The sequence below is a fragment of the Streptomyces sp. YS-3 genome, assembly GCF_045257485.1.
Taxonomy (GTDB): Bacteria; Actinomycetota; Actinomycetes; order Streptomycetales; family Streptomycetaceae; genus Streptomyces.
In genome coordinates, this window is sequence record NZ_JBJHPC010000136.1 from 1 (window position 1) to 13,861 (window position 13,861).

A 13,861-nucleotide genomic window follows, 5' to 3' on the forward strand; every position below is an offset into this window, starting at 1 on the left:
TCCCTAAACCCTCCGGGGGTGAGTGGCGCTTCCTGGGGCTGCGCCCCGCCCCTCATGACGCGCTCCTTTCGGCTGCGGACCGTGGAGGGTTGCCCGCGCAGTTCCCCGCGCCCCTAACCACCCAGGGGCACGGGCACCCCGCAGACACCCCCCGGGCGGATCAGGGGCGCGGGGAACTGCGCGACCGGCCACAGCACACCCGCAGTCGAAGCTCCGGCCCGATAGGGGGCGCGGGGAACTGCGCGCTCAGCCACAGACAACCSGCAGACAACCMCCGGGCGGATCAGGGGCGCGGGGAACTGCGCGRMCARCCACSCACCGGCCCGCAGACAACCCCCCGGCCAAAAAGGGGCGCGGGGAACTGCGCGACCAGCCCACCACCGRCCCGCAGACAACCCCCGGGCAAAACAGGGCCCCGGGGAACACGTCCCCCCGCCACCACGTTCAATGGACCGACACGCGTCGACCCCCCGGCGCCGGCACGAACAGGAGCGGATCGTGGACGCGCAGGGATCGACGGACCCGGGGTACGAACCCGTCCGGGACGCCTTCCTCCGGAACTTCACCCACCGCGGCGACCACGGCTCGGCCGTGGCCGTCTACCGGCACGGCCGGAAGGTCGTCGACCTGTGGGCCGGGACCAAGGACGTCGACGGGCACGCCCCGTGGGCCGTCGACACCGCCCAGCTCGTCCGCTCCGCCACCAAGGGCGTCGCCGCCGCCGTCCCCCTCCTCCTCCACCAGCGGGGCCAGCTGGACCTGGACGCGCCCGTCGCCACGTACTGGCCCGAGTTCAAGGCGGGCGGCAAGGACCGCGCCCTCGTCCGCCACCTCCTCTCCCACCGCGCCGGCGTCCCCGCCCTCGACCGGCCCCTCACCCCGGCCGAGGCCGCCGACGGCGAGTCGGGGGCGGTCGCGGTCGCCGCGCAGGCGCCGTTCTGGGAGCCGGGGACCGGGCACGGGTACCACGCCCAGACGTACAGCTGGCTGCTCGGCGAGCTCGTCCGCCGCGTCACCGGACGCTCCATCGGCCGCTGGGTCGCCGAGGAGATCGCCCGGCCGCTGGGCGCCGACTTCTGGATCGGGCTCCCGGCGGAGGAGGCCCCGAGGGTCGGGCGCGTGGGTCCCGTGGAGGCGCCGGACGCTCCCGGCGGCATCACCCTGCGCCCCAAGCCCGCCGTCGCCGCCGCCTACGCCGACCCCGCCTCCCTCACCCGCCGCGCCTTCGGCGCCATCGACCCGCTCCCGGACGAGAACGACCCCGTCTACCGCGCCGCCGAACTCCCCGCCTCGGCGGGCATCTCGACCGCCCGCGGCCTCGCCCGCTTCTACGCCGCCACCATCGGGGACGTCGACGGACGGCGGCTCTTCGCGCCCGCCACCGTCGCCCTCGCCCGTACCGAGGAGTCGAGCGGCCCGGACCGCGTCCTCGTCGTCAACACCCGCTTCGGACTGGGGTACATGCTCCACGGCCCCGCGTCCCCGCTCCTGGGCCCCGGCTCCTTCGGGCACCCGGGCCGCGGCGGCTCCCTCGGGTTCGCCGACCCGGAGTCCGGCATCGCCTTCGGCTACGTCACCAACGGCCACCAGAAGGGCGTCACCGCCGACCCGCGCGCCCAGGCCCTGGTGCGCGCGGTCCGGGAGGCCATCACCCCGTAGACCGGTCAGGGCGTGTTGCGCCCTACGCCTTCGCCGCCGCCGCCCGCGGGTCGAAGCCGAACGGCAGCTCCAGGCGGTGGGTGCGCATCAGCTCCTCGTCCGCCAGGACGTCCGCCGTCTTCCCGTCCGCCGCGATCGTGCCCCCGCTGAGGATCACCGAACGGGCGCACAGCTCAAGGGCGTACGGGAGGTCGTGCGTGACCATCAGCACGGTGACGTCCAGCGCCCGCAGGATGTCGGCCAGTTCGCGCCTGGACGCCGGGTCCAGGTTGGACGAGGGCTCGTCCAGGACCAGGATCTCCGGCTCCATCGCGAGCACCGTCGCCACCGCGACCCGTCGGCGCTGGCCGAAGGAGAGGTGGTGCGGGGGACGGTCGGCGTACTCCGACATCCCCACCCGCTCCAGCGCGGTACGCACCCGCGCCTCGAGCTCCGCCCCGCGCATCCCGGACGCCGCCGGGCCGAACGCCACGTCCTCGCGGACGGTCGGCATGAACAGCTGGTCGTCGGGGTCCTGGAAGACGATGCCGACCCGGCGGCGGATCTCGGCGAGGTTGCGCTTCTCCACGGGCAGCCCGGCCACCTTCACCGAGCCCGCGCCGCCGATGAGAATGCCGTTGAGGTGCAGGACCAGGGTCGTCTTGCCCGCGCCGTTGGGGCCGAGCAGCGCGACCCGCTCACCGCGCGCCACCGTCAGGTCGACCCCGAACAGGGCCTGGTGGCCGTCCGGGTAGGCGAAGGCCAGCCCGCTCACCTCCAGGGAGGCGGGCGGAGCAGAAAGACCGGAAGAGGTCACCGACGTGTTCACAGAGTCCACCCCAACAGACAGATCACCAGAGCCGACGCGGGGAGCACCGCCGCGTAACGCCATTGCGCACCGGTCGCCGTCACATCGTCGATGACCGGCATGGAACCCGCGTACCCGCGGCTGACCATGGCCAGATGTACGCGCTCACCGCGCTCGTAGGAGCGGATGAAGAGCGCGCCCGCCGACTTGGCGAGGACGCCCCACGCCTTCAGCCCTCGCGCCTCGAAACCGCGTGAGCGGCGGGCGATCGACATCCGGCGCATCTCGTCGGTGATCACGTCACCGTAGCGGATCATGAACGAAGCGATCTGGACCAGGAGGGACGGGAGCCGGAGCCGCTGGAGGCCGAGCAGCAGGGCCCGCAGGTCCGTGGTGGACGCCAGGATCACCGAGGCGGCGACCCCGAGCGTGCCCTTGGCCAGGACGTTCCACGCGCCCCACAGCCCGTTCACGCTCATCGACACGCCGAGCACGTGCACCTGCTCGCCCGGCACCACGAACGGCATCAGCACGGCGAACGTCACGAACGGGATCTCGATGAGCAGGCGCTTGAGCAGGAAGAGCGCGGGGATCCGGGCGGTGGCCGCGACCGAGGCGAGCAGCACCGCGTAGAGCCCGAAGGCCCAGACGGCCTCGCGCGGGGTCGAGACGACCACGATGACGAAGAGGAAGACGGCCGCGATCTTGCAGTGCGGGGGCAGGTCGTGGACCGGCGAGGCGTCCTGCCGGTAGAGCTTGTGCGCGTGGCCCGCTCCCATGTCAGACCTTCTCCGTCTCGGGGACGGAGGTGGGCGTGGCCTCGGCGGCGGTGCCGCGGCGGCGGCGCACCGCCCAGAAGATCCCGCTGCCGACGCCGATCGTCACGCCGACGCCGATCATGCCCGCGAGGCCGGTGGCCACCCGGTCGTCGCCGATGTCCTTGACCGAGTAGCCAGCGAGCGGCGAGTCCTCGGCGGCGTGCTTCTTCTCCTGGGTGTCGATGCCCTTGTCGTGGGCGACCTTCTCCAGGCCGTCGGGCGAGGCGGAGGCGTAGAAGGAGAAGAAACCGGCCAGCAGCAGGGCGGCGACGATGAAGGCGGCGCGGACCTTGTGCGTGGAGCGGGCTCCCGTGGGTACGGGCTCGGGTGCGGGGGCGTCGATCAGTTCGCCGCCGATCCGCAGCTTCAGCGGGGCGTGCAGGCCGCGGGCCCCGTGGACGAGGTCGGGCCGGACGGCGATGACCGCGCCCACGGTGAGCGCGGTGATGGCCGCCTCGCCGATGCCGATGAGGACGTGCACGCCGACCATCGCGGTGAGCACCTTGCCGAGCGGTACGTCGGTGGTGCCGCCGACCGCGTAGATCGCGGTGAAGGCGAGGGCGGCGGCCGGGACGGAGAGGAGGGCGGCGACGAAGGTGGCCGCGGTGACGGAGCTCCGCCTGCGGGGCAGCACCTTCACCAGGCCGCGGAAGACGGTGTACGCCACGACCGTCGTCACGATCGCCATGTCGGTGATGTTGACGCCGAGCGCGGTCAGGCCGCCGTCGGCGAAGAGGATGCCCTGCATGAGGAGCACGACCGAGACACAGAGGACGCCGGTGTACGGGCCGACGAGTATCGCCGCGAGCGCGCCGCCGAGCAGATGGCCGCTGGTGCCGGCGGCCACGGGGAAGTTCAGCATCTGCACGGCGAAGATGAACGCCGCGACCAGACCCGCGAGCGGGGCCGTCTTCTCGTCGAGTTCACGTCGGGCCCCGCGCAGGCTGACCGCGATGGCGGTCGCCGCGCCGACTCCGGCTACCGCGGAGACGGGGGCGTTGATGAATCCGTCCGGGACATGCATGGGTGCTCTCCGCTGGGGCCTGGATGGCTGGAACCATTCGAATGAACCGCTCGATGATAGTCGTGCACCTGCGAATGTGTCGCAAGAGCGCATGCCGGAGATTTACCAACCGTTCTCACGCCCGGCGCGCCCCCAGAAATATGGGACATTTAATGTCAAAGCGCATGAAGGACTGCGCAGAGTGAGTGTGAGGAGCGACTGATGTCCCCCGCCGTCGAGGAACACGCCCGCGCGAGGATCGTCTCGGACGCCCCGCACCACCGCCCGGTTCCGGTCGCCCTGCGCTACGACCCCGCCGCGGACCCCCTGACCGTGTGCTTCGCCTTCCCCGGGGGCAGCGAGTGGGTCCTTCCGCGTTCGCTCCTGGAGGCCGGGCTGCGCGGACCGACCCGGCGCGGCGAGATCGTGGTCTGGCCCTGCGGACGGGCCCAGACCGTTCTGGAGTTCCACTCCCCGGACGGAGTAGCGGTGGTCCAGTTCGACAGCGCGCCCCTGGTCCGCTTTCTGCGGCACACCTACAGCGCCACGGCCGCGCCGAGCGGACGGCCGTAGTCGTCCCGGCGTAGCCGCAGGTACGCAACGAAAGAGCCGGCCCCTACGCGTGATGCGTAGGGGCCGGCTCGCCGCACGGTCCCGTCCCCACAGGCCGTGGGCGTTACGGGGGTGTCCCGCGGGTCAGACGCGCGTGAGCTCGCGGTCGTCGTCGCCGTCGGACGCCTTCGCCGCGTGGGCCTTGAGGCCCTCACCCTCGACGTCGACGTTGGGCAGGATCCTGTTCAGCCAGCCCGGCAGCCACCAGGCCTTCGCGCCGAGCAGCGCGAGCACCGCCGGGACGATGGCCATCCGGACCACGAAGGCGTCGAAGAAGACCGCGATCGCCAGGGCGAAACCGATCATCTTGATCATCTGGTCGCTGGCCCCGATGAAGCCGGAGAAGACCGCGATCATGATCACCGCGGCGGCCGTGACCACCCGGGCACCGTGCCGGAAGCCGGTCACGATGGCCTGGCCGGGCCGCTCGCCGTGGACGAACGCCTCGCGCATCCGGGTGACGAGGAAGACCTCGTAGTCCATGGCCAGACCGAAGACCACGCCCACCATGAAGATCGGCATCATCGACATGATCGGGCCGGGGTTCTCCACCCCGAAGAGCCCGCCGAGCCAGCCCCACTGGAAGACCGCGACGACCGCGCCGAGGGCGGCGACCACCGAGAGCAGGAAGCCCAGGGCCGCCTTGAGCGGGACCAGGACCGAGCGGAAGACCACCATCAGGAGCAGGAAGGCCAGGCCCACCACGAGCGCCAGATAGGGCAGCAGCGCGTCGTTCATGCGCTTGGAGAAGTCGATGTTCATCGCGGTCGCGCCGGTGACCAGGACCTCGGCCTTGGTCTCGGACCTGATGTCCTTGCCCGCGTCCCGGATCGACTGGACCAGGTCCTCGGTCTCGGTGGAGGACGGCTTGGACTTCGGGATGACCGTGATGGTCGCGGTGTCGCCGGCCTTGTTCAGGGCGGGCGCCATGACCTCGGCGACGTCGGGCAGCTTCTTGATGGTGTCGGAGGTGCGGTCGGCCGCGGCCTTGGCACCGCCGGACGCCCCGGCGCCGTCCACGACGATCATCAGCGGGCCGTTGAAGCCCGGACCGAAGCCGTCGGAAAGCGTGTCGTAGGCGCGGCGCTGGGTCGTCGAGGTCGGCTGCGAGCCGTCGTCGGGCAGACCCATCTCCAGGGAGGCGGCCGGGATGGCGACCGCGCCGAGCCCGATCACACCGGCGAGCAGCACCCAGATCGGCCGGCGCAGCACGAAGCTGGACCAGCGGGTGCCCATGTTCGGCTTGGTCTCGCCAGGCGTCTGGGCTGTGCCCGCGTCCATCTTCCTGCGGGTGCGGCGGCCGAAGACGCGCTTGCCCGCGAAGCCGAGGACGGCCGGGATGAGGGTGAGCGCGATCAGGACCGCGATCACGACCGTACCGGCCGCGGCCACGCCCATCTTGGTGAGCATCGGGATGTTGACGACCGCGAGGCCGCACAGCGCGATGACGACGGTCAGACCGGCGAAGACGACCGCGGAACCGGCCGTTCCGACGGCCCGGCCTATCGCTTCCTCGCGCTCGCGGCCCTCGCGGAGCTCGGCCCGGTAGCGCGAGACGATGAACAGCGCGTAGTCGATGCCGACCGCGAGGCCGATCATCGAGGCCAGCGTGGAGGTGGTGTTGCCGAGGTCCAGGACGTTGGCGAGCGCGGTGATCGTGGAGACACCTATGCCGACGCCGATGATCGCGGTGATCAGCGGAAGGCCGGCCGCGATCAGCGAGCCGAAGGTGATCATCAGCACGATGCCGGCGATCACCACACCGATGATCTCGCCGGAGCCCGTCTCGGGCTTGGCCTGGAGCGCGTCACCGCCGATCTCGACGGTGAGCCCGGCCTTCTGCGCGGCCTTGCCGGAGTCCTCCAGCGCCTTGCGGTCGCTGTCCTCCAGGGCCATGCCGTTGACCTTGTACTTCACGGATATGTACGCGGTCGAGCCGTCCTTGGAGACGGCGTTCGCCTGGTACGGGTCGGTCACCGAGGCGACCTGGTCGGACCCCTTGGGCAGGTCGGAGACGACCTTGTTCACCTCGGCCTTGGGGGCCGGGTCCTTCATGCTCTTGCCGGCCGGGGCCTTGAAGACGATACGGGCGGTGGCGCCGTCGGCGCTGCCTCCCGGGAAGCGCTCTTCCAGCAGGTCGAAGGCCTTCTGAGCCTCGGTGCCGGGCATCGAGAAGGAGCTGGCGGAAGGAGTGGAGGCGGACGCGGCGCCGAATCCTGCGAGGAACAGCAGCGCCACCCACACCAGGGCGACATAGCGGCGGCGCCGGAAGGCGAACCTGCCGAGTCGGTAGAGGAACGTGGCCACGAGGGCGTACTCCCGGTCGGTCGTTGGCTTACAGGGCGTGGATAACCAGCCCGACGACGAGAGCGGCGTACGTCAGGTGGGGCAGGTTGGTGGGGAGCTAGACGGGATCGCCGAGGGCGGGGAGGACCACGGCGTCGATGTAGTTTCCGAGGAAGGCCTTGTCGATCGGCCGGTCCTCGACGAGCTGCCGGGCGACGAAGGCGCCGACCAGCATGTGTACGACAAAGGGGAGCGCGGGACAGTCCGCGCGGACCTCGCCGCGGTCCACCGCGCGCCGCAGCACCTGGTCGAGACCGGTGATCTCCGGCTCGATCAGCACCTCGCGCAGCGCCTGGTGGAGGTCGGGGTTGTCGTGGACGGCGCGCATCAGACCCCGCATCAGGGCGGAGTCCTTCTCCAGCTTGCAGTCGTCCTCAAGACCGACCAGCTCGTGGAAGTCGCGGCGCAGCGAGCCGGTGTCGATCTCGTGGAGAGCGACCGGCTTGTTGTGCCGCAGCGCCCGCGCGACCAGCTCCGGCTTGTTCCCCCACTGACGGTAGAGGGTCGCCTTGCTGGAGCGGGTACGGGCGGCGACGGCGTCCATCGTCAGGGCGTCGTAGCCGACCTCGCGCAGCAGGTCGAGGACCGACTCGTACAGCTCCGCCTCACGCTCGGCGGTGAGCCTGCCTGCCATCTTCTCGACCTCCCATCCGAACGAAACGGTTTCGTACACCTCCGACGATATCGCCGGGGCTGATCGAAACGAAACCGTTTCGCTTGTGTTCTGTGCCACAACTGTGAGGGCTCCATAAGTTGCCGCACCCCGGTAGCGCGGAAAGCATTGACGAGTGAGCGACGCACCCGAGGACGACCAGCAGCCGGCGCCCGTCACCGACGGCGCCTACCTCCGCTTCCCCCATCTGCACGACGACTTGCTCTGCTTCGCGGCCGAGGACGACCTGTGGGTCGCCCCGCTCGTCCCGGCCGGCCACAGCCCGTCGCGGGCCTGGCGGATCACCGTGGACCGCACCAAGGTCAGCCACCCCCGGTTCTCCCCCGACGGCTCCCGGATCGCGTACACGACCTGGCGCAGCCTGGACCCGGAGATCCATCTGGCCCCGGTCGACGGCGGCCCGGCCCGGCGGCTGACCTACTGGGGCTCGCCCGACACCCGGGTCTGCGGCTGGACCCCGGACGGCCACATCCTGGCCGTCTCCTCGCACGGCCAGCCCTTCTCGTACTTCTCCTGGGCCTACAGCGTCCCCACCGACGGCTCCCCCGGCGGGCGGCTGCCCTGGGGCCCGGTCTCCGACATCGCCTGCGCCGACCTCGACGGCGAGCGCCGCACCCTGCTGCTCACCGGCAAGCCGCCGCACGAGCCTGCCGCCTGGAAGCGCTACCGGGGCGGCGCCATGGGCCGGCTGTGGCTGCACGGCGAGCGCCTCCTGCCGGACATCGGCGGCCACCTCGACTCGGTGATGTTCGTCGGGGACCGGATCGCCTTCCTCTCCGACCACGAGGGCGTCGGCAACCTCTACTCCTGTCTGCCCGACGGCTCCGGCCTGCGCCGCCACACCGACCACGACGAGTACTACGCCCGGCACGCCTCCTCGGACGGGCGCCGGGTGGTCTACCAGTGCGCGGGCGACCTGTGGATCGTGGACGCGCTCACCCCCGACTCCGTCCCGCGCCGCCTGGACGTGCGCCTGGGCGGCCCGCGCGCCGGACGGCGTACGTACCAGGTGCCCGCCGCCAGCCATGTGGACGCGCTCTCGGTCGACACCACGGGCCGGGCCAGCGCGGTCGTGGTGCGCGGCAGCCTGTACTGGCTCACCCACCGCGACGGCCCCGCCCGCACGATCACCGACACCGCCGGGGTCCGGGTGCGCCTGCCCGAGATGCTCGGCACCGGCGGCCAGGTGGCGTACGTGACGGACGCGGACGGCGAGGACGCGGTGGAGATCGCCTACCTCCCCCGGGCCAGCGGCGACCGCGAGCCCAGGCGGCTGGCCTCCGGCGAGCTCGGCCGGGTCCAGGAGCTGATCGCGGACGCGGAGGGCGAGCGCCTGGCCATCGCCTCGCACGACGGCCGGCTGCTGCTGATCGACGTCACCGAGGAGTCCGAAGGCGAGGTCACCGAGCTGATCCGCTCGATCAACGGGCCCGTGCGCGACCTGGCGTTCTCCCCGGACGGCTGCTGGCTGACCTGGTCGCACCCGGGCATCGGCCGCTCGCTGCGCCAGATCAAGATGGCCCGGATCGCCGGTCCCGGCGCCCGGGTGATCGTGGACGTCACCAACGGCCGCTTCGAGGACGAGAACCCGGTCTTCACCCGGGACGGCCGCTATCTGGCGTTCCTGTCCTGGCGCGGCTTCGACCCGGTCTACGACGTCCACACCGGCGACCTCTCCTTCCCCCTGGGCTGCCGCCCGTATCTCGTCCCGCTCTCCTCGGCCACCCCCTCGCCCTTCGCGCTGCTGCCCGACGGGCGCCCGGCCGCGGGCGGGCTGGATCCGCTGGAGGAGTCGGGCGACGGCACGGTCACGGTGGAGGTGGAGGGTCTGGAGAGCAGGGTCACGCCGTTCCCGGTGGCGGCCTCCAAGTACTCGGCGCTGCACCCGGTCTCCGGCGGCGGCCTGGTGTGGCTGCGCTGGCCGATCTCGGGGGCGCTGGGTGAGACCTTCGCCAACCCGGCGGACACCTCGGGGCGGCCGACCCTGGAGCACTTCGACATCACCAAGGCGCGCAAGACCGAACTCGTCGACCACCTCGACTGGTTCGCGGTGAGCGGCGACGGCAGCCGGCTGGTGGTCGTCGACGAGGGCGACCTGCGGGCCGTGCCCGCCACCGAGTCCGGGGACACCGACTCCACCATCTACCTCGATCTGCGCCGGATCCTGCACGAGGTGGACCCGCCCTCGGAGTGGCGCCAGGCCTTCGACGAGGCGGGCCGGATCATCCGCGCCTACTTCTGGGAGCCGCAGATGTGCGGCATCGACTGGAAGGCGGTCCTCGACCAGTACCGCCCGCTGGTCGAACGGGTCGCCTCCCCCGACGAGTTCGCCGATCTGCTGCGCGAGGTGCTGGGCGAGCTGGGCACCTCGCACGCCTACGTCTCGGCCGCCCGCAGGAACGAGGGCCCGCCCCACTACCAGCGCCCCCAGGGGCTGCTCGGCGCCAACCTCGTCCACCGCGAGGAGGGCTGGATGGTCCGGCGCATCCTGCCCGGCGACTCCTCCGACTCCAAGGCCCGCTCCCCGCTGGCCGGCACCGGTATCCGCGAGGGCGCGGTGCTCACCCACGTCGACGGCCGCCCGGTGGACCCGGTGGCCGGCCCCTACCCGCTGCTCGCGGGCTCGGGCGGCACCACCGTCGAACTCACCTTCCGGCCCGCCGAGGGCGGGGGCCGCTCCCGCCGGGTCGCGGTCGTCCCGCTGGTGGACGAGCGCCCGCTGCGCTACCAGGACTGGGTGGCCAAGCGCCGTGCGGTGGTACGGGAGCTGAGCGGCGGCAAGTGCGGCTATCTGCACATCCCGGACATGGGCGGCTCGGGCTGGGCCCAGTTCAACCGGGACCTGCGGCTGGAGATGTCCCGCCCGGCGCTGATCGTCGACGTACGCGGCAACGCGGGCGGCCACATCAGCGAGCTGGTCATCGAGAAGCTCACCCGCAAGATCATCGGCTGGGACCTGACCCGGGACGCCCAGCCCGTCAGTTACGCCTCGAACGCGCCCAGGGGCCCGGTGGTCGCCCTGGCCGACGAGGCGACCTCCTCCGACGGCGACATGATCACCGCCGCCTTCCGGCTGCTCGGCCTGGGCCCGGTGGTCGGCCAGCGCACCTGGGGCGGGGTGGTCGGGATGACCGGCCGCCACACCCTGGGGGACGGCACGGTGATCACCGTGCCGATGAACGCGGCCTGGTTCGACGGCTACCAGTGGTCCATCGAGAACCACGGCGTCGAGCCGGACCTGGAGATCCTGCGCACCCCGCTGGACTGGGCGGAGGGCCGGCACGCTCAGCTCGACGACGCGGTACGCCTCGCGCTCGACCTGCTGCACGGCACCCCGGCGGCCATGCCCCCCGGCTACACGGGCGCCCCGGACCGGCGACGACCGGAACTTCCCCCTCGGTGAGCTTCGGTGCGGGCCGCGATGCGTCCGCGGGCCGTCTGTGGCCGGTCGCGCAGTTCCCCGCGCCCCTCAGGTACTGCGCCGCAGCCGGAGTACTCGGCTCAGCCACGGGCATTCAGGGGCGCGGGGAACTGCGCGACCAGCCCACCTCGGCCCGCGGACGAATACCGAGCCGCTCAGTCCGCCAGGCGGCGGTCCATCGCGAGGGAGAGTTCGGCCTCGACCACGTGCTTGGCCAGAGGGCGCAACCGGGAGAGATCCTCGTCCGGGGCGTGGGTCCGCAGCAGGTCGACGAAGAGCGCGGCCAGCGCGTCCGCGTGGGCGCGGACCTCCCGGCCCGCCGCGAGCACCGCCGCCAGCGGGACCCCCTCGCGCACCAGCGCGGCCGAGACGTCGAGCAGCCGGCGGCTGATGTGGACGATCTCCTCGCCGTCGACGGCGAGATAGCCGAGGTCGAGCGCCGCCGCCAGGTTCTCCGGGGTCACCTCGCCCGCGAAGTGGTCGGCGAGGGCCTCGGGCGTCAGCCGTACCGGGGTCTCCTCGGTCGGCTCGACCAGCCCGAGCGCCTCGCCCGCGTCGCGCCCGGATTCGAACGCGGCGGTCAGGTCCGCGATGCCGGAGAGGGTGTGGCCGCGCTCCAGCAGGGCGGCGATGGTGCGCAGCCGGGCGAGGTGGCGCTCGTCGTACCAGGCGATCCGGCCCTCGCGGCGCGGTGGCGGGATGAGGCCGCGCTCGCGGTAGAACCGCAGCGTGCGTACGGTGATGCCGGCCTCGGCGGCCAGCTCCTCCATGCGGTACTCCCGGGGCCCGCCCGCGACGCCGCCCTGGGCCCCGCTCCCCACTCCTGCGTCTGCCACGTCCGCCAGCCTATGTTGTACCGCCGGTAACTTTCCCCGGCGGACCCCTACCGCTCGGTATGCCGCTGCTCTACCCTCCAACTGTGCCAGTGATTACTGGCAGTGTTTCGCGTCTTTCAGACTCTCCGCACAGACGTCCTGCATGGAGGCGGTGGCATGGTCCAGCACGAGCGCGAGCCCGAGCACGTACGGGTGGCGGTGATCGGATCCGGATTCGGCGGCCTCGGGGCCGCGGTCCGGCTGCGGCGGGAGGGCATCACCGACTTCGTCGTCCTGGAGCGGGCCGGGTCGGTCGGCGGGACCTGGCGGGACAACAGCTATCCCGGCTGCGCCTGCGACGTGCCGTCGCACCTGTACTCCTTCTCCTTCGCGCCCAACCCGGACTGGCCGCGCACCTTCTCCGGACAGGAGCACATCCGGGCCTATCTGGAGCACGTCGCCGACACCTTCGGGCTGCGCCCGCACATCCGCCTCGGCCACGAGGTCACCCTGATGCGCTGGGACGGCGAGCGGCTGCACTGGGTGATCGAGTGCGCGGGCGGGACCGTCCTGCACGCCGATGTCGTCGTCTCCGCGACCGGGCCGCTCTCCGACCCCAAGATCCCGGACATCCCCGGGCTCGACACCTTCCCCGGCAAGGTCTTCCACTCCGCGCGCTGGGACCACGACTACGACCTGCGCGGCAAGCGCGTCGCCATGATCGGGACCGGCGCCTCCGCGATCCAGATCGTCCCCGCCGTCCAGCCCCAGGTGCGCACCCTCACCCTCTTCCAGCGCACCCCGCCGTGGGTCATGCCGCGGATGGACCGGGCGATCACCGCACCCGAGCGCTGGCTGCACCGGCAGCTGCCGTTCACCGGGGCCGCGCGCCGCGGACTGCTGTGGGGCATCAGGGAGTTGCAGGTCAGCGCCTTCACCAAACGGCCCAACGAGCTCGGCCTGGTCGAGTCGCTGGCCAAGCGGAACATGGCGCGGGCCATCAAGGACCCGGCCCTGCGCGCCAAGCTGACGCCCGACTACCGCATCGGCTGCAAGCGCATCCTGCTGTCCAGCGAGTACTACCCGGCGCTCGCCCAGCCCAATGTGGACCTCGTCGCCTCCGGGCTCAGCGAGGTGCGCGGCTCCACCCTGGTGGCCGCCGACGGGACCGAGACCGAGGCCGACGCGATCATCTTCGGCACCGGGTTCCACGTCACGGACATGCCGATCGCCGACCGCGTCATCGGCGCGGAGGGCCACACGCTGGCGGAGGCGTGGAAGGGCGGCATGGAGTCGCTGCGCGGCGCCACCGCCGCGGGCTTCCCCAACTGGATGACGATCATCGGGCCCAACACGGGCCTGGGGAACTCCTCGATGATCCTGATGATCGAGTCGCAGCTCAGCTATATGGCCGACTATCTGCGGCAGTTGGACGTGCTGGGCGGACGCGTGGCGCTCGCCGCCCGGCCCTCCGCCGTCGGCGCCTGGAACCGGCGGGTACAGGAGCGCATGAAGCGGACCGTGTGGAACACCGGCGGCTGCACCAGCTGGTACCTGGACGCCAGTGGCCGCAACACCACCATCTGGCCCGGTACGACCGGCGAGTTCCGCAGGGCGACCCGCGAGGTCGACCTCGGGGAGTACGAGGTGGTCCGCGCCGGAGCCGCCGAACCGGCCCCCACCGCGCCGCGCGGCGCCCGCGAGCCGGACGCGAACCCCACCGCCCC

At 72.1% G+C, this 13,861-nt stretch carries 10 protein-coding genes; 4 read left to right on the forward strand and 6 right to left on the reverse strand.

Annotation, left to right across the window (positions count from 1 at the left end):
* Positions 1-498 precede the first annotated feature (498 nt).
* On the forward strand, positions 499-1,659 hold the full coding sequence (locus ACJA3G_RS14165; RefSeq protein WP_406553312.1) for a serine hydrolase domain-containing protein: 1,161 nt from the start codon (positions 499-501) through the stop codon (positions 1,657-1,659).
* Between the two features lie 22 nt (positions 1,660-1,681).
* Here the strand turns inward: ACJA3G_RS14165 and ACJA3G_RS14170 are convergent, their stop codons facing one another.
* The 3 genes from ACJA3G_RS14170 to ACJA3G_RS14180 are packed head-to-tail and all read right to left on the reverse strand — an operon-like array spanning position 1,682 to position 4,288.
* Complete coding sequence (locus tag ACJA3G_RS14170; protein WP_406553320.1) at positions 1,682-2,488, reverse strand: energy-coupling factor ABC transporter ATP-binding protein; 807 nt, start codon at positions 2,486-2,488, stop codon at positions 1,682-1,684.
* A complete protein-coding gene (gene cbiQ / locus ACJA3G_RS14175; RefSeq protein WP_406553313.1) occupies positions 2,464-3,225 on the reverse strand; it encodes a cobalt ECF transporter T component CbiQ in 762 nt (253 codons plus the stop codon). Before cbiQ ends, ACJA3G_RS14170 begins: the two co-directional genes overlap by 25 nt.
* A 1-nt stretch (position 3,226) precedes the next feature.
* Entirely contained in the window at positions 3,227-4,288 is a 1,062-nt protein-coding gene (locus tag ACJA3G_RS14180; RefSeq protein ID WP_406553314.1) for an energy-coupling factor ABC transporter permease, read from the reverse strand.
* Positions 4,289-4,489: 201 nt separating this feature from the next.
* Here ACJA3G_RS14180 and ACJA3G_RS14185 point away from each other — a divergent pair, with 201 nt between their 5' ends.
* Positions 4,490-4,840 carry an SsgA family sporulation/cell division regulator gene (locus ACJA3G_RS14185; RefSeq protein WP_406553315.1) on the forward strand — a complete coding sequence of 117 codons (351 nt, stop codon included), beginning with the start codon at positions 4,490-4,492 and terminating at the stop codon, positions 4,838-4,840.
* Positions 4,841-4,963: 123 nt separating this feature from the next.
* Here ACJA3G_RS14185 and ACJA3G_RS14190 read toward each other — a convergent pair whose 3' ends face one another.
* Positions 4,964-7,186, reverse strand: coding sequence for an MMPL family transporter (locus tag ACJA3G_RS14190; protein WP_406553316.1), 2,223 nt, complete (start codon positions 7,184-7,186; stop codon positions 4,964-4,966).
* Between the two features lie 97 nt (positions 7,187-7,283).
* Complete coding sequence (locus ACJA3G_RS14195; RefSeq protein WP_406553317.1) at positions 7,284-7,859, reverse strand: TetR/AcrR family transcriptional regulator; 576 nt, start codon at positions 7,857-7,859, stop codon at positions 7,284-7,286.
* 154 nt (positions 7,860-8,013) lie between these two features.
* Between ACJA3G_RS14195 and ACJA3G_RS14200 the strand changes: the two genes are divergently transcribed.
* Complete coding sequence (locus ACJA3G_RS14200) at positions 8,014-11,301, forward strand: S41 family peptidase (RefSeq protein WP_406553318.1); 3,288 nt, start codon at positions 8,014-8,016, stop codon at positions 11,299-11,301.
* Positions 11,302-11,474: 173 nt separating this feature from the next.
* Here the strand turns inward: ACJA3G_RS14200 and ACJA3G_RS14205 are convergent, their stop codons facing one another.
* Positions 11,475-12,089, reverse strand: coding sequence for a MerR family transcriptional regulator (locus tag ACJA3G_RS14205; protein WP_406553321.1), 615 nt, complete (start codon positions 12,087-12,089; stop codon positions 11,475-11,477).
* 222 nt (positions 12,090-12,311) lie between these two features.
* On the opposite strand from ACJA3G_RS14205, the gene ACJA3G_RS14210 reads away from it, so the two are divergent.
* Positions 12,312-13,861, forward strand: a 1,550-nt coding sequence (locus tag ACJA3G_RS14210; protein WP_406553319.1) for a flavin-containing monooxygenase, incomplete at its 3' end; no start/stop codon positions are given.

Excerpts from the sequence above, each read along its gene's own strand:
- cbiQ (WP_406553313.1), bottom strand. The coding sequence starts at position 3,225 with ATGGGAGCGGGCCACGCGCACAAGCTCTACCGGCAGGACGCCTCGCCG.
- ACJA3G_RS14180 (WP_406553314.1), bottom strand. The coding sequence starts at position 4,288 with ATGCATGTCCCGGACGGATTCATCAACGCCCCCGTCTCCGCGGTAGCC.
- ACJA3G_RS14205 (WP_406553321.1), bottom strand. The coding sequence starts at position 12,089 with ATGGAGGAGCTGGCCGCCGAGGCCGGCATCACCGTACGCACGCTGCGG.
- ACJA3G_RS14195 (WP_406553317.1), bottom strand. The coding sequence starts at position 7,859 with ATGGCAGGCAGGCTCACCGCCGAGCGTGAGGCGGAGCTGTACGAGTCG.
- ACJA3G_RS14185 (WP_406553315.1), top strand. The coding sequence starts at position 4,490 with ATGTCCCCCGCCGTCGAGGAACACGCCCGCGCGAGGATCGTCTCGGAC.